The organism is uncultured Dubosiella sp. (genome assembly GCF_964018005.1).
GTDB lineage: Bacteria > Bacillota_I > Bacilli_A > Erysipelotrichales > Erysipelotrichaceae > Dubosiella > Dubosiella muris.
On record NZ_CAXHOA010000004.1, the window covers coordinates 34,464 to 50,108 of the forward strand.

Genomic DNA, 15,645 nt, shown 5'->3' on the forward strand with positions numbered 1-15,645 from the left:
AAGAAGCAAGTTATTTGTTATTTTTTTCACAATTAAGTCATCGCTTTTAATTGACGAATGCACTCGATCGCGCCTTCTGCGTCGACTTCCGGCTCCAGCGAAAGCGCCCCCGTGTATCCGCCCTCCTTTAAAACACGAAGCACAGCCGGAAAGTCGATGTCCCCTTGTCCAAGCACCTCATGGACAAACGGCTTCGCCTGGGAAACGTCGATCGAGTAGTCTTTGATGTGAATGTGGGCGATCATCGGAAGCAGTCGTTTCGCCTCCTCTTCCAGCGTCCAGGACTGGTATTGTCCGGGCACCTGCTTGATTTCGGCCCGGAACGAGTTGGCCGGATCCCAAAGCAGACGAATCCAGTCACTTTGAACCGCCTTCCACAATTTAAGCGTCATTTCCCCCTTTGGCAAATGAGAATACGGGCAGTTTTCAATCGCGATCACGACTCTCTCCTCTTCCGCGATCGCCGCCAGCCGCCGCATTTGCGCTACGATCCGTTCAAAATCCTCGTCGGTTCCATACGGCCCCTTCCGGTTGTCGGGTGCCCGAAACGGAAACGCCCGCACAACCGGCGCCCCGAGCGCCTTCGCGATGCGGCACGCGCGGCGAGCGTACTCCAAATGCGCGTCGGCATCGCCCTCGATCATATAAAAAGAAGGATTGAACAAACTCACCTGATCGCCCTCGTACAGCGGGCACAAAAAGAAAATCGTCGACGCGATCGAGCTGACACGCATCCCGTACTGTTTGAGCAGCGTCCGGATCCGCTCCACTTCCTCGTCGTCACACTGCTCGATCGTTTTGCCAAACACGTTGTGCAGTTCTACCTCGCGCAAGCCTTCGCTTTGGATTTTCGCCAGCGCCCGTTCCAAATCCTCGTCCACCTGATCGGTAATGATCGAATATCTCATACTTCCACCTCTCCCTTTTCTTAAATGATATATCTATATATCGTTTTTGTCCATAATAAAAAAAGCGAATGCTCAAGGAGCAGCCGCCAAAGATTCATCAATGGAACATGTCTTTTTTCTTAAAGATAAAAATCGCGCAGACGCAGGCGATCACCGCCAGCAGCAGCGGGAACCAGGCGAACGGAAACAGCAAGTCTTTCACGTTCATGCCGTAAAAGCCAAAAATCATGTTCGGAATCGCCATAACGATGGTAATTACCGTCAAAATTTGCATGATAAAGTTCAAGTTGTTCGAAATGACGTTGGCGAACGTGTCCATCGTGCTCGACAAAATGCCCGAGTAAATGCTACACATCTCCACCGCCTGCTTGATCTCGATCATGACGTCCTCAAGCAAGTCCTCGTCGTCCTCGTACAGCTTGATTTGCCGTCCGCGCATGATCTTGGAAAGCGTCAGCTCATCCGACTTCAGCGAAGTCGAAAAGTAGACGAGCGACTTTTCCAGCCCAAGCATGTCGATCAGCTCCTTGTTGTCGGGCGTCTGATACAGCTTTTTTTCCGTCCGCGACGACAGCCGGTCGATTTGGCGCAAATAAATCAAATAGCGCTGGGAAATCCGGAGCAAAAGCAGCAGTAAAAACCGCGTTTTCAGCTTCGTATCCAGACCTTTGACCCGTCCTGAAGCCAAGTCGTTGACATTGTTGTTTTCATACAAGCTAATCGTGACAATATAGCCCTTTAAAATAACGACACCCAGCGGCAGCGTCATATACTGGAGCGTCAGCTCTTTTTCCTTTTGAGGGCGGTTGATCGGATCTTCCTCCTCGTTCATGTTCGGGTAGTCAAAAATCACAAGCGTCTGGTCGACATCGTCGTCGTAGTCGATATGGGCGCTTTCCTCCTCATCCAGCGAGGACTTGACAAACTCGGGCAAAACACCGATTTTCTCAATCAAATAGTTTCGTTCCTCATACGTTGGCGCGATCGCGTTGACCCAGCATCCCGGTTCCGGGGATTCGATTCTGGCCGTCACGCCTTGTTCATTCGTCTTGTAAAATTCTAACACTTTGTACCTCCTTGCTTTCGGAGGTCATGCACATGCCTCCGTCTGGTTGCTGTTTTGTTCAATTCGCTCATGCGGGTCTGGAGACATACGTGCACCTTCTTTCTGTTTTGTATTGTATCACCGAAAAAAAAAAAGCGAAACTATTCGTTTCACTTTCTCCTCCAATTCATAAGCCATGTTCTGTTCCGGTTTCCCGGCGGCAGCTATTTATCTATGCAAAATGCATCCAGCCTCGGCTTCCGATTCGCTTTGGCCGGTTCCCCTACCAAATTTGGGTTTCTCGCTTGCGGGGTTTACCCGTTCCACTCTTTATGTTTCCATAAAGACTCGTCTCTGTGGCACTTTTAAAGGCTCTCATCCATACCATACGGGTTAGGATTCAAGCCGGCCGTCACGCTTGCGCGTGCCTGGACTTATTGATTCATCCAGCACAAACACTACGATCATCGCAGATCGTGCGAGCATGGACTTTCCTCTAGCCTTTCGACCAGCAACTGCCGAATTGGAGTAACGGATCCAATGATCCCTTAGTTTTGATTAAAAACCGCTTTTTCCAAACGGGCGATTCGTTTTAAAATATCAACCTGATCGGTATTCGCGTTCACGAAATCCTGATCCTTCTGCTCCTGAAGGTTTTGATTTTCCGTTTGAAGCGCAAAAACTTGCTGCTGAAGCTCCTTGATCTTCGCTTCGTAACGAGTCAATGCACTTCCAAGCTCTTCAATCTTCTCATCGTAATTTTGATAATCTTCAATGACCTGATCGAGAAATTCATCCACCTCTCCAGGCGCATACCCTTTTAAGTCCACGTGAAATTCTTTTTCGTAAATCACTTGAGCTGTTAAATTCATATCTTTAGACATCGTGACCCTCCCCGGTATTAACTATTATATTATGCCTTTGAACTCTTAAAAAATCAACTTAAATATTATGCCTTTAAAGCCAGAAAAAATCAACTTAATCATTATGCCTTTTTTATGACAAAAACGCAAGTCCGATTTCGGATTTTTATCTTCCTCCATTTTTCCAGCCGGAAAAGTGGAAGAATAGAGAGTTCTTTCCAAACATGATACGATGAATCCGCCATCCTTGCTTGCGCGCGAATCCAATTTATGACTTTTTCATTTTTATGGAGAAACTTTATTATCATTTAAGGTATAATAAGTAAGTGAGCATGATCAACTACCCAAACGGAAGCCCGCCTTACCAGATTGCGAAAAACATCGACAATCATTCCAAGCGCGGCGCGACCCTCGAAAAAGACATCAACGCGTCCAACACGTACTACAAGGATTTGAACATCGCGCTGATTTATAAAAAACCGACCCCGATCCAGGTGGTCCGCGTCGACTACCCGCGCCGCGATCGCGCGAAGATCATCGAGGCGTACTACCGGACCCCGTCGACGACGGACTACAACGGTCTTTATAAAGGCAAATATGTCGATTTCGAGGCGAAAGAAACCAAAAACAAGTCGCGGCTGCCGCTGCAAATGATCCACGCCCACCAGATCAAGCATTTGGAACTCGTGGAACGGCACGGCGGAATCGGCTTCTTCATCATCCGTTTTTCCTATTACGGAAAGACGTATCTTGTCGACGCCCCCCTGCTCATTCGAACAATCAAGAAGACGACCGGTTATGCGATTCCGTACGACTGGTTCGAACAAAACGGCCATCTTATTAAAGAAGGCCTGTATCCACGGCTTGACTATTTGAAAGTCGTCGAAGCACTGTATTTTAAGGAGGAAAATTAATGCCGGATAACCCGAAACCAAACAACGCGGCCGCTCCGAAGCCGAAACGGCGAAAACTCGATATTTGGAACAAGATCGCCGTCTGCATTCTGACCTTGTTTCTGGTCGGCTGCATATCCGTATTCTTTATTTTAGTCAACATCATCAACGATCCCGAAGGCATGCGGTTTTCGCAGGACGGCCTGTCGACCTTGTCCAACTCCCGCATCTTTGACGGAGCGGGAAATCTCATTTTCGAATTTGGCGACGAAATTCGCGAAGACGTGACGTACGAGCAAATTCCGCAATCGCTCGTCGACGCGTTTTTATCCATCGAGGATTCGCGCTTCTTCGATCATAACGGATTCGATTTGCCTCGATTCATGGCGGCCGGAATCGCCAACTTGCGCAGCGGGGGCTTCGCGCAAGGCGGTTCGACCTTGACCATGCAGATGATCGACAACGCCTTCACGAAAAACCAGGAGGAAAAACTCACAAACGAGGGCAAATACAACAAGCTCACCCAGCTCAAGCTCAAGATCCAGGAAATTTATTTGGCTCTGATCGCCGAGCAAAGCATCAACAAAGAAGACATCTTCGACTTTTATGTAAACCGGATCTGGTTCGGATCGGGACAGAACACGCGCGGCGTGCAAAAAGCGGCGAAGTATTTCTTTAACAAAGACGTCAGCGAGCTGAACCTTGGCGAGGCGGCGTTCCTGGCCGGCGCCATCAACGCTCCCTACAACAACAACCCGCTCAACAACATCGACAACGGCTCGGAAGTCGACTTCCTGAAAGCGGCCACCGAGCGGCGGAACACGACGCTGCGGCTCATGCTCCAGCACGGCTACATCACGGAGGAAGAATACGAACTCGCCAAAAACGCACGGCTCGAGTTCGCGCTCCAGACGAACCTGACCGTCAAAGTCGATCCAAACGCGGCTTTCATCCAGCAAACGATCGAAGAATGCAAAACGCTGACCGGACAGGATCCAAGCATCATCCCGATGGACATTTACACATCCCTCAATCAGGATGTGCAAAAGCAGGCCGATGAAATTTGCAACGGCAACATCGTGCCGTTCCCAAATGAAGCCTTCGATGTCGGATTCGCCGTCATCGACAACGCCAGCGGCGAAATCATCGCCGTCGGGCCGGGACGAAACTACCACACCAACTCTGAGCGCGACAACTCGAAAGACGCCAGACAGCCTGGCTCCTCGATGAAGCCGCTGCTCGCCTACGCGCCAACGTTCGACATTCTCGGCTGGGCGACGACCCACACCGTGCAGGACGTTCCAAAAGACTACTTCACGACCGGTTCCAACTTGCAAAACTCCGACCGCCGCTACCAGGGCAACATGTCGTTGCAGGACGCGCTGGGCGTATCGAAAAACACGACTGCGGCCGCGGCCATGATCGACCTCGTCAAGGATACCGGTTTGGATTACTGGAAAGAGTACTGTCGAAAACTAGGCTACAAAGAGGATGTCGCGAACGACTTCGTCGAACAATACGCGATTGGCGGCGCCAACATGTTCGCCTCGCCAATCGAGCAGGCAAGCGCCTACACGATCTTTGGCAACAAGGGACAGCACGTGGACGCCCACCGCATCCGCAAAGTCGTACGGCGCTCGGATCAGGCGGAATTCGCGTCCAACGCCCAAACCAACGAGCTCATTTCCGAGCAGGCGGCGTTCATGATGTCGACCTTGCTTGAAAAAGTCGTCACGGGCGGCTACAACAACTACAACCAGATTCTCGCCTCGAGCTATCCGGTTTACGCCAAGTCCGGTACATCCGACTGGGCGGACGACGGTTTGCAGTATGGCATTCCGCTTGGCGTCGTCAAGGACGAGTGGTCCTGCGCCTACACGAGCCAGTTCTCGGTATCGGTGTGGTCAGGCTATACGTCAAAATATCAGCAGCAAGGCTACTATATTGATATCGCGCAGCTGAACATGGCGACCGCATTCCATATTTCCCATTACTTGCTGGATTATTGCCAGCAGTACGGCAACTACCACGCCATCGAGCGGCCGGACGGCGTATCCGACTATCGAGGGGGCTACATCAAGACCGAATATGTCAACCGCGGCGACACTTCCTCGGCGCCAGTATACGACCCGTCCACCGCGTGCGCGGCCAATGGCGGCACCTGGGACGATGAAGCGGGCTTGTGTATCACGAAGCAAGAGGAAAACACCGACGAAAACGCATGTGTTGGCAGCGGCGGTACATGGGATGGCGGCGCATGCAGCTGTCCGGAAGGCTATGAGCTCAACGGCAACGCCTGCGTGGCAGCCGAAGAGGAAAAGCCGGATGAAGACAAAGACAACGAGCAAGCCGCGATCGACGAATGCGTCAACAACGGCGGCACCTACGCCAACGGCGTCTGCATTTACGATACAGTCGACGATCCAAGCCAGGGCGGCGACAACCAGGGCGGCAATCCCGGCGGGGATGTTAACCAGGGTGGCGACAACCAGGGCGGCAACGGAAACGGCAACGCGAATGGAAATGGCGGAAACAACGGTAATCCGGACGTTCCGGCCGGTTTGGTCTTCCCTCGCTTCAAAGGGTTCTTCAACCTCTTTAGCTGGCTATAAACAAACTTTTCCAAGGCTCTGAAAAGAGCCTTTTTTGTAGCTCATAAAAAAAGCCGCCCCCGCAGCGGGAACGGCCGTATCGCCATCAATCCGTTTCTTTGCCTGTATGCAGCAGCCGGTTGGCGTTCGCGATGCGCGCCGGCGTGGGTGGCTCGACGCCTTCCAGAGGATAGTCCATACCGAGCGCCTTCCATTTGTAAGCCCCCATCGTATGATACGGTAGAACTTCCACACGCTCCACATTCGACAACGAGGAAACGAAGCGGTCGAGCGCGATCAAATACCGGTCCTCGTCGTTGATGGTCGGCACCAGCACATGACGGATCCAAACCGGCTTGCCAATCTCGTCTAAATACTTGGCAAAATCAAGAATGTTTCGATTGGACCAGCGCGTTAGCCGCGTGTGGGCTTTCTCGTCGATATGCTTGATGTCGAGCAGCACCAAGTCTGTCACCGCCATCAGCGCCTCGATTTTCGCGAACATGGCCCCCTCGCGCGTAAACGGCTGCCCGCACGTGTCCAGCGTCGTGTGGATGCCTTCGGCTTTCGCGAGCCGAAACAGCTCCGTCACAAAATCAATTTGCAGCAGCGGCTCTCCCCCGCTTACCGTGATTCCGCCCTGGTCGCGCCAATACGTTTGATAGCGCTTCGCCTTCGCCAGCAGAGCGGCCGGCTTTACGTCGCCCTCTTTTGTCTGCCACGTGTCGGCGTTGTGGCAAAACTGGCACCGCATCCGGCACCCTTGCAAAAAGACGACAAACCGGACACCCGGTCCATCGACCGAGCCAAACGTTTCGATTGAATGAATCGCACCTAAATTGTTGTTCATAGCTTCCTTTCATACAAAAAGCCCGGTCGCGCCGGACTTTTATTTTTTTATAACCGATCGTGGCAAGTTCTGGAAATGACATCCAGCTGCTGCTCACGCGTCAAGTCGATAAATTTCACCGCGTAGCCGGATACCCGGATCGTGAAATTCGCGTACTCTTCTTTTTCCGGATGCTCCATGGCGTCCATCAGCTTTTCAATGCCAAACACGTTGACGTTCAAGTGATGCGCGCCCTGATCAAAATAGCCATCGAGCACGTGCACGAGATTGTCCATCCGCTCTTGCGCGTCATGGCCAAGGGCGCTTGGATTCATCGTCTGCGTGTTCGAAATACCATCCAGCGCGTACTCGTAAGGCAGTTTAGCCACGCTGTTGAGCGAAGCCAGCAATCCGTTTTGTTCCGCGCCATAGGAAGGATTCGCGCCCGGAGCCAACGGCTCGCCCGCCTTGCGTCCATCCGGCAGCGCGCCGGTTGCCTTGCCATACACGACATTGGACGTGATCGTCAAAATCGACGTCGTCGGCTCCGAATCGCGGTACGTGTGGTGCTTGCGGATCTTGTTCATGAACTCCTTCAACAGCCACACCGCGATTTCATCGGCCCGGTCGTCGTCGTTGCCATAGCGAGGGAAGTCGCCTTCCACCTCGTAATCCACCACGATGCCGTCCTCGTCGCGAATCGTCTTGACCGTCGCGTATTTGATCGCGCAAAGCGAATCCACGACGTGCGAGAATCCCGCGATGCCGGTCGCGAACGTGCGGCGCACATCCGTGTCGATCAGCGCCATCTGGCTCGCCTCGTAATAGTATTTGTCGTGGAAATACTGAATCAGATTCAAAATGTTCACATACAATCCGGCCAGCCAGTCCATCATGATGTCGTATTTGTGCATGACCTCGTCATAGTCGAGAATCTCGCTGGTAATCGGCTTGTATTCCGGGCCCACCTGCACTTTGGATTTTTCATCCACGCCGCCGTTGATCGCGTAAAGCAGGCACTTCGCCAAATTGGCGCGGGCGCCAAAGAACTGCATTTCCTTGCCGGTCTGGGTCGCGCTCACACAGCAGCACACCGCGTAGTCATCACCCCATTCCACACGCATCACGTCGTCGTTTTCGTACTGCACAGAGCTCGTGTCGATCGACACTTTCGCGGCGTACTTCTTAAACGTTTCCGGCAGTCTGGACGAGTACAGCACCGTCAAGTTCGGTTCCGGGCTCGGCCCCATGTTTTCCAGCGTGTGCAGGAAACGGAAACACGTTTTCGTCACCATCGAACGGCCATCCATGCCCAGGCCGCCGACATCAAGCGTCGCCCAAACCGGGTCGCCGGAGAACAGCTGGTTGTAGCTTGGAATCCGGGCGAATTTCACCATGCGGAACTTCATCGTCATATGGTCGATGATTTCCTGCGCCTCGGCTTCGGTCAAAACGCCTTCGCGCAAATCGCGCTCAAAATAAATATCCAGGAACGTCGAGATCCGGCCCACCGACATGGCGGCGCCGTTTTGCGTCTTGATCGCGGCCAAATAGCCAAAATACAGCCACTGCACCGCTTCCTTGGCGTTGGTTGCCGGTCCGGAAATGTCGTAGCCATACGAAGCGGCCATTTCCTTCATGCCTTTCAGCGCCTTGATTTGATCCGCAATTTCCTCGCGCTGGCGGATGATGTCGTCGGTCATCGTGCCATCGCCGCAATACGCCAGATCCTTCTCTTTTTCCCGAATCAAAAAGTCGATTCCATAAAGCGCCACCCGGCGGTAGTCGCCGACGATCCGGCCGCGTCCATACGTATCCGGCAGTCCGGTCACGATTTTGTTGCGGCGCGCCAGACGCATTTCCGGCGTGTACGCGCTAAACACCGCGTCGTTGTGCGTTTTGTGGTATTTCGTAAAAATCTCATGCAGCTTCTCGCTAGGCTGGTAGCCGTACGTCGTGCACGCCTCCTCGCTCATACGAATGCCGCCATACGGCATAAACGCGCGTTTCAGCGGTTTGTCCGTCTGCAAACCAACCACCTGCTCCAAATCTTTCAACGCTTCGCTAATGTATCCTGGTCCATAGGAAGTCAGGCTCGAAACAACTTCCGTCTCCATATCCAGCACGCCGTTTTTGGCCCGCTCCTCTTTTTGCAGCCGCTGCAATTCGCCCCATAGCTGGTCCGTCGCGTCGGTCGCGTCGGCTAAAAACGATTCGTCTCCATCGTATGGAGTGTAGTTGTTTTGGATAAAATCGCGGACATCGACTTCATCCTGCCATTTTGTCCCGCGAAATCCTCGCCATTGTTCTTTCATGTGACTCCTCCCTCTCGATTCAAAAGCGCGCTTCCGCTTCGCTTTTCCTTAATAAATATATCGGCAAAGACTAGGAAAGTCAACTAAAATTAGTTTAAACTAACTCGTTGTACGCCGCCCGGATCTGCTCCAGTCCTTTTTTCAAAACCGAACGCGGACATGCCACGTTAAAGCGTTCGAACCCTTCGCCGCCCCGGCCGAAAATATAGCCTTCGTCCAGCCAGACGTGCGCCTTCTTCAGCATGAACTCCTCGAGCTGTTTGGCGTCCAGTCCCAGGCCGCGGAAATCGACCCACACCAAATACAGCCCCTGGGGCTCGATCACGCGCACCATCGGCATGTGCTCGGCGAAAAAGGCCTTCATGTATTCGATGTTGCCACGCAAGTAGACGAGCAGCTCGTCGACCCAGTTTGCGCCATAGGTGTACGCCGCCTCGCAAGCTGCCATGCCGAAAATGTTCGGATCGGTCACGCCGCAGCGCGACTTGGCTTCTTCAAACGCCTTGCGCAGCGCCGGGTCGGCGATGAGGATGTTCGACGTCCACAAGCCGGCCAAATTAAACGTTTTGGACGGCGCCGTGCACACGATGGAAAAATCCTTGAACGACGGATCCACTTCAAAAAACGGGACATGCGTATAGCCCGGATATACAAAATCCATATGGATCTCGTCGCTGACGACGAGCACTCCGTGCTTTTGGCAGATCTTCCCCATTTTCAGCAAATCGTCTTTCGACCACACAATGCCAAGCGGATTGTGCGGATTGCACAAAATAAACATCCTCACGTCGTTTTCCACGATTTGTTTTTCAAACAAGTCGAAATCAAGAGCGTATCGGCCTTCTTTCAAATCAAGCGGACATTCGACCAGCGTCCGGCCGTTTTCCAAAACCGCCCGGTCGAACGGGTAGTACACCGGCTTCAAAACGAGCACGGCGTCGTCTGGCTTCGTGTACGCCTGCACGGCGAGCTTCAAAGCCGGCACCACCCCGCCCGTGCACACGATCCATTCCTTTTCCACTTGAAAACCGTGCCGGGTCTTCATCCAGTCCACGACCGCCCGCAAATAGCCGTCGGTCAAAATCGGATAGCCATACACCGGGTGGCTGGCGCGCTTCACGATCGCCTCGCGGATTTCGGGAAGCACTTCAAAATCCATATCGGCCACCCACATCGAAACGAGTTCGGGATCGTTTGTATGCGCCGCGTCGTACTTGGCGCACCCTGTTCCCTTCCGGTCAATGACCTTGTCAAAATCATACATCGTCCATTCCTCCTTCTTAACGTCTGTTTCGTGTTTATTATACGAAACCGTTTCCAAAGAAGAAAGCCGCCGCCGCCAAAAGAAACGACGTTACGCCGCGCTGGACGCAAGCGCGCCGTTTTTCTGTTTCCACGCGGCTGGATCAAGCACGCTTTGAACCGTTCCGCTTTCCATCGTGATGATTTTGTCGTAATACTTGAGGTTTTTCATCACCGGCTTGTGGCAAATGGAAATGACGGATCTGTCCGGATCGGCTACGTACATCGCTTCCAAACGACAAGTCGTTTCGTGGTCGAGCGCGGAAAACGCCTCGTCCAGAAAGAGCCAAGGCCGATGCTGGGCAAGTACCCGGGCAAGCTGGACGCGCTGTAGCTCCCCGCCGCTGAGCGTGTCGTTGTCCAGCCGCATCAGACGACCGGGATCGAGATGGGACAAATGCACCTGGGCGAGCAGCGCGTCGATCGTCGAAGGCGCGGCTGGCTCGTTGAGCGCGATGTTTTGCGCCAGCGTCCATGGAAAAAGCGCCATATGCTGGCCGACAACGCAAAGCTGCGCCTTCATCGACAAGCCCGCCTTTCCATTCAGACGTACGTCAGAGGATGGAATCGCGCCTTTGAGAGTGCGCAGCAGCGTCGTTTTCCCGCACCCCGACGGCCCGACGATCATGTATTTCTTCCCTTTTTCAAACCGCAAATGAATGTCGTGGAGCAGCGCCTTGTCCCCGACTTTGACGACGGGCGTGTCGATTTCAATCGTTTCGACCGGCCCGTCGATGGCCAAAGGCTCCGGCGCAGAAGCTGTCGTTTCCATCGCCAGGAAACGTTCCAGCACCGGCCTGGACGCGTTGAGCCGGTTCCAAATCGTCGTGAAATTGATGATCGGATCCACGATGGAGTTGCTCAGCTGAATGGCCGTGATCGCAAGGCCGGGCGATATCGTGCCGGAAAAAAGCGTCCCGCACAAAATCAACAAGCCAAAAAACATCGCCATGCCAATATCCAGGTCGACGGAGTCGAGGTTGGCGAGCTCGAGTCCGCCGCGAAAATGTGCCTGCACGCTACCATCACTGGACCGGGCAAGCGCCTCGCTTTCCCTTTCCTCCAAGCCATAATCCTTGATTGTGGAAAAATTGCGGTAAAATCCTTGCAGCGTGGCGATCCAGTCGCTTTTCGCGCGCAGGATTTGTTTCTGATTTTTCGCCAGCCGGGGCTGGCATAGGCGGTTGATGGCAAACGTCAGCGCGCTGCCGGCATATAAAAACGCGAGCATCCGCCAGTCCAGAAACAGGAAATACACGCTCGAGAGCACAAACGACGCGGCCAGACCAAACGTGTTGAGCAGCGGCGTCACGTATTGCTCGATCACAAGATCCACTTCCGTCGTCATCGTGTTGACGCACGCGCTCATATCCTGCTTTTCAAATGCGAGCTCGTCCATATGCATATACGCGTGAACGCCTTTTTCAAGCAAAAAACGGCGAATATCGCGCTTGAGCGACTCTTTGGCAAAGTCGATATACAGCGAGCAGCCTAGCGTCAGCGCGATGTACGCGCCAATCAACGCGAGCAGCCAAGGCTGCGTGACGTTGTCTAAATGGTCGAATACGAGGCCGAGCAGCGTCGCTTGAAACAGCATCAGCATGGAATGGAAAACAATGGCGAGAATCGCCAAAAGAAACCCTTTGCGGTTTTGTGTCATAAGAATTTTCATCGTACCGCCTCCCTGCTTTTACGATACGGGACAAATCACGCCAGCGCCACAAGGTTCGTGGCAGACAATCCATCCAGAAATCTTGTGAATCAAAAGAAAGAACATAGAAAAAAATCCTTTTATTTGGATAAACGAATAATTCTTTCAAGGAAAGACGGATCCTTTCGCCTTTTTTAGCCGCTATTTTTCATGAAAATGCTATAATTTTGGAAAAAGAGGATAAACGTATGAATCAAACCGAAGCGCGGATCTTTGGCTTTTTTGTCGCCACGATGCGAAAGCAGCAGGAATGGACGCTGGAGGCGCTCGCGCACGCCACCCACTATTCCTACTCCATGATCCGCTCCATTGAAAAAGGAACGAGCAACATCGACGAGGAAGGGCGAAACCGGTTCGCCCGGGTGTTTGGCTTTGCGCGCTTTTCAAACGACTCGAAAGGAAAAACCGCGTGGCTGGCCCGGCTTGACGAGCTCGAAAACGCGCGCGCCTCCCTGCGCAGCGAAGAAAGAAAAAAACTGACCGGCGCCCTGTTGAAGGACAGGACGTGGATGGCTTCGTTTTTGTTTCCGCAGTTCTTGTTTTTGGGGTTGTACGACCGCGTATGCGCCGACGCCCCGGCAGCGGAAATCGAGGCGTTGCGAAGCGAACTCGAACCGGCGCTCGAGTTTTTCGACTCCAAAGAGCTAGCCGTTTACTACGACTTGCTTGGCGTGGTCGCGCTCGACCTTCACGACGAAACCCGGTATTTTAAACAAGCGCTGCGCTACGACCCGGAATCGTTTTTGATCCGCTTGCACATGGCGATGAACGCGTATTTTCGCCAGCGTCTGCTCGAAGCCGATCGCCACGTGGCCGTATGCAAGACGCTTTCCTTTCAAGTCGGCTCGCTTTTCCGCTTTGTGCAGGTGGCTTCGCTGGAAGCGCAAATCCATATGGATCTGGGCGACTATGAAACGGCAATCACATGCTTGAAAAACTTGATCAACGAAGGGCAATCGCTCGATCCGGTTTTGTATCAAGGCTGTCTGTCGATCCTGGCATTCGCCTATTTTCGGAAAAACGATATCCATGCCGCCTTACAAACCGCGAAAGACGCCCTCCGAATCGGCGCCACGAAGCCGGTGCTTCACTTTATCCTCGTTTTCGCCGCCTTCCGGCTCGACGATCCTTGTTTTGCGGTGCGTGTCCATACCGCCAAAGACGCCCTTTGTTTGACGCAGGACAGCGATCCTTTCGATACCTTCATGCCGTGGAACGCGCTGCTGGATGGAATCGTCGCGTGGAAAGACGAAAATTTCCCGGCCGCGATTTCCTTGCTGGAGCAGGCGAAGCAGGCGTTCTCGATGGACCCGCTGCGCGTTTGCGTGCTGGAATGGCTCGTCGAACTGGCGCAGGCCCAAAAGGACTTCGCCTTGGCGCTGCAATACCAAAAAGAGCTGGCCGCGTTGCGTTCCGGGCAAATGCGCTAAACCAAAAGAAACCGGCAGGAGCCGGTTTTTCAAGACGAAAAAAAAGCTGACCGAAGTCAGCTGATCTTACATGATGGCGCCTGAAACAAGACTCGAACTTGTGACCTGCCGGTTAACAGCCGGATGCTCTACCGACTGAGCTATTCAGGCATCTCCTCAATGCCTAACCATAATAGCACACAAGGTCATTCAATTCAAGTCCTATTTTACAATTTAGCGCGTCAAGGCAGCGGTTTCTCCGCCGCCATGTACAAGTCGTACCATTCCTGACGAGTCAGTTCAATACGGCACGCGTCGATGTTTTCCTTGAGATGGTCGCAGGAAGTCGTGCCGGCAATCGCCTGGATACGCGCCGGATGCCGTAAGATCCAAGCGGTCGCGATCGTCGCTTTGCTGACGCCGTACCGCGCGGCGATTCGTTCCAGCGTTTCGTTCAGCCGGCCGTATTTCGGATTGTTCAAAAACGTTCCGTCCGCCCACGACGCCTGGACGATGCTCCACGCCTGGATTTGCACGTCGTTTAAGCGGCACCAGTCGAGAACGCCGCCATCTTTGTCCTGCGCGAAAGCGTCCGTCATGTTCATGTTCAATCCCGAATCAATGATGACGGAGTGCACGATGGACAACTGAAGCTGATTGATCACGATTTTGTGTTTCAAATATTTTTCCAGCAGCAGGATTTGCAGCGGCGTATGATTGCTGACGCCAAAGTATTTCACCTTTCCCGCCTCGTACAAGTCGTCAAATGCGCGCGCCACTTCTTGCGGATCGCACAAGGCGTCCGGACGGTGCAGCAGCAAAATCTCCACGTGATCGGTGTGCAGGCGTTCAAGCGACTGATTCACGCTGTCCACGATGTGGTCGTAAGAAAAATCATAGCGCTGTCCCGGCACGATCGCGCATTTCGTCTGGATCACCATCCGCTCGCGCCATTCCGGATGGCGCGCCAGCGCTTCTCCAAACAGCCGCTCCGAGCGCCCGCCGCCATAAATATCGGCATGGTCGAAAAAATTGACGCCAAGATCCAGCGCGCATTGCACCAGACGCTCCACCTCGTCGACGGTTTTATCGGCGATCCGCATGCATCCAAGCGCGATTTGCGAAACTTCCAGATCCGTGTTCGGCAATTTTAAATAGTTCATCTTCTCCCTCTCTTTCTTTTCCTTTTCCAGGATACCTTTTTGCGTGCGTCAAAGACAAGAACAAATGGATCCACGATCATTTGACGCCTTCCTTCTTTTCCACCAGCTCGATGGCCTCCTTGCCGGTGCAATGCTCGACATCCAGCGCGAGCACCGTCAGCGCCTTCCATGTCCGGTCGATTTCCCGATCCATTTCCTCTTGCGGGATATCCGGCGCGTATTTTTTCGCCAGAGCCTCGATGCCGCGCCGCTTTTCGGATGCCGGTTCCACGATTCGAACGCGCCCAAACGCGATGACGCTTCGAAAATACGTGGTCAATCGCGCCGGCACGATTTCGTCCTGGTCGATGACACAAAACGACGCCTTGTCGCCGCGTTTGATCGCGTCGATTTTATGTCCGCTTTTCGCGCTATGGAAAAACAGTGTGTCCCCTTCCAGCGCGTAGCTGATCGGCACCGCGTACGGGTACCCGTCGTCCCCATAAAGCGCCAGCACGCCTGCGCTTCCGTTTTCCAAAATCTTCCGGCACGTCTTTTCATCTAGTGCCTGCCTTTTTCTTCGCATGGTTCGAAACATCGTTTTTCCTCCTGTCAACAAAAAACGGCATTCGTTTCC

The 15,645-nt window shown here is 53.3% G+C and carries 12 protein-coding genes, 1 tRNA gene and 1 other RNA gene; 3 read left to right on the forward strand and 11 right to left on the reverse strand.

What is annotated here, in order from left to right; all coding sequences use genetic code 11:
- Window positions 1-32 precede the first annotated feature (32 nt).
- From ABNS49_RS03905 to ABNS49_RS03920, 4 genes are all read right to left on the reverse strand, one after another.
- A complete protein-coding gene (locus ABNS49_RS03905; RefSeq protein ID WP_348687933.1) occupies window positions 33-908 on the reverse strand; it encodes a sugar phosphate isomerase/epimerase family protein in 876 nt (291 codons plus the stop codon).
- Between the two features lie 97 nt (window positions 909-1,005).
- Window positions 1,006-1,974, reverse strand: coding sequence for a magnesium transporter CorA family protein (locus ABNS49_RS03910; RefSeq protein ID WP_135979675.1), 969 nt, complete (start codon window positions 1,972-1,974; stop codon window positions 1,006-1,008).
- Between the two features lie 164 nt (window positions 1,975-2,138).
- Window positions 2,139-2,480, reverse strand: an RNA gene (gene rnpB, locus ABNS49_RS03915) — RNase P RNA component class B.
- 21 nt (window positions 2,481-2,501) lie between these two features.
- Window positions 2,502-2,837, reverse strand: a complete 336-nt coding sequence (locus ABNS49_RS03920) for a DivIVA domain-containing protein (protein WP_135979676.1) — start codon at window positions 2,835-2,837, stop codon at window positions 2,502-2,504.
- A 311-nt stretch (window positions 2,838-3,148) separates the two neighbouring features.
- Between ABNS49_RS03920 and recU the strand changes: the two genes are divergently transcribed.
- A complete protein-coding gene (gene recU, locus ABNS49_RS03925; protein WP_135979677.1) occupies window positions 3,149-3,730 on the forward strand; it encodes a Holliday junction resolvase RecU in 582 nt (193 codons plus the stop codon).
- Window positions 3,730-6,321 (forward strand): transglycosylase domain-containing protein, encoded by a 2,592-nt coding sequence (locus tag ABNS49_RS03930; protein WP_135979678.1) that lies wholly within the window; start codon window positions 3,730-3,732, stop codon window positions 6,319-6,321. The genes recU and ABNS49_RS03930 overlap by 1 nt, the downstream gene beginning before the upstream one ends.
- A gap of 85 nt (window positions 6,322-6,406) precedes the next feature.
- Here ABNS49_RS03930 and pflA read toward each other — a convergent pair whose 3' ends face one another.
- The 4 genes from pflA to ABNS49_RS03950 all read right to left on the reverse strand — a co-directional run bounded on the left by pflA (window position 6,407) and on the right by ABNS49_RS03950 (window position 12,418).
- Entirely contained in the window at window positions 6,407-7,150 is a 744-nt protein-coding gene (pflA, locus tag ABNS49_RS03935; protein WP_135979679.1) for a pyruvate formate-lyase-activating protein, read from the reverse strand.
- Between the two features lie 47 nt (window positions 7,151-7,197).
- Window positions 7,198-9,444 (reverse strand): formate C-acetyltransferase, encoded by a 2,247-nt coding sequence (pflB, locus tag ABNS49_RS03940; RefSeq protein WP_135979680.1) that lies wholly within the window; start codon window positions 9,442-9,444, stop codon window positions 7,198-7,200.
- A 94-nt stretch (window positions 9,445-9,538) separates the two neighbouring features.
- On the reverse strand, window positions 9,539-10,708 hold the full coding sequence (locus ABNS49_RS03945) for a MalY/PatB family protein (protein WP_135979681.1): 1,170 nt from the start codon (window positions 10,706-10,708) through the stop codon (window positions 9,539-9,541).
- A 90-nt stretch (window positions 10,709-10,798) separates the two neighbouring features.
- Window positions 10,799-12,418 carry an ABC transporter ATP-binding protein gene (locus tag ABNS49_RS03950; protein ID WP_135979682.1) on the reverse strand — a complete coding sequence of 540 codons (1,620 nt, stop codon included), beginning with the start codon at window positions 12,416-12,418 and terminating at the stop codon, window positions 10,799-10,801.
- A 227-nt stretch (window positions 12,419-12,645) separates the two neighbouring features.
- Here ABNS49_RS03950 and ABNS49_RS03955 point away from each other — a divergent pair, with 227 nt between their 5' ends.
- Window positions 12,646-13,887, forward strand: a complete 1,242-nt coding sequence (locus tag ABNS49_RS03955) for a helix-turn-helix transcriptional regulator (protein WP_135979683.1) — start codon at window positions 12,646-12,648, stop codon at window positions 13,885-13,887.
- A gap of 74 nt (window positions 13,888-13,961) precedes the next feature.
- Here the strand turns inward: ABNS49_RS03955 and ABNS49_RS03960 are convergent.
- The 3 genes from ABNS49_RS03960 to ABNS49_RS03970 form a co-directional block, all read right to left on the reverse strand.
- Window positions 13,962-14,037: transfer RNA gene (locus ABNS49_RS03960), tRNA-Asn, on the reverse strand.
- A gap of 71 nt (window positions 14,038-14,108) precedes the next feature.
- Window positions 14,109-15,029, reverse strand: coding sequence for an aldo/keto reductase (locus tag ABNS49_RS03965; protein ID WP_135979684.1), 921 nt, complete (start codon window positions 15,027-15,029; stop codon window positions 14,109-14,111).
- A gap of 76 nt (window positions 15,030-15,105) precedes the next feature.
- Window positions 15,106-15,606 carry a pyridoxamine 5'-phosphate oxidase family protein gene (locus ABNS49_RS03970; RefSeq protein ID WP_135979685.1) on the reverse strand — a complete coding sequence of 167 codons (501 nt, stop codon included), beginning with the start codon at window positions 15,604-15,606 and terminating at the stop codon, window positions 15,106-15,108.
- Between the last annotated feature and the right edge of the window lie 39 nt (window positions 15,607-15,645).

Coding starts and splice junctions, on each gene's coding strand:
- ABNS49_RS03950 (WP_135979682.1), bottom strand. CDS start 12,418: ATGAAAATTCTTATGACACAAAACCGCAAAGGGTTTCTTTTGGCGATT.
- ABNS49_RS03930 (WP_135979678.1), top strand. CDS start 3,730: ATGCCGGATAACCCGAAACCAAACAACGCGGCCGCTCCGAAGCCGAAA.
- pflA (WP_135979679.1), bottom strand. CDS start 7,150: ATGAACAACAATTTAGGTGCGATTCATTCAATCGAAACGTTTGGCTCG.
- ABNS49_RS03970 (WP_135979685.1), bottom strand. CDS start 15,606: ATGTTTCGAACCATGCGAAGAAAAAGGCAGGCACTAGATGAAAAGACG.
- recU (WP_135979677.1), top strand. CDS start 3,149: ATGATCAACTACCCAAACGGAAGCCCGCCTTACCAGATTGCGAAAAAC.
- ABNS49_RS03965 (WP_135979684.1), bottom strand. CDS start 15,029: ATGAACTATTTAAAATTGCCGAACACGGATCTGGAAGTTTCGCAAATC.
- pflB (WP_135979680.1), bottom strand. CDS start 9,444: ATGAAAGAACAATGGCGAGGATTTCGCGGGACAAAATGGCAGGATGAA.
- ABNS49_RS03905 (WP_348687933.1), bottom strand. CDS start 908: ATGAGATATTCGATCATTACCGATCAGGTGGACGAGGATTTGGAACGG.
- ABNS49_RS03920 (WP_135979676.1), bottom strand. CDS start 2,837: ATGTCTAAAGATATGAATTTAACAGCTCAAGTGATTTACGAAAAAGAA.
- ABNS49_RS03945 (WP_135979681.1), bottom strand. CDS start 10,708: ATGTATGATTTTGACAAGGTCATTGACCGGAAGGGAACAGGGTGCGCC.
- ABNS49_RS03955 (WP_135979683.1), top strand. CDS start 12,646: ATGAATCAAACCGAAGCGCGGATCTTTGGCTTTTTTGTCGCCACGATG.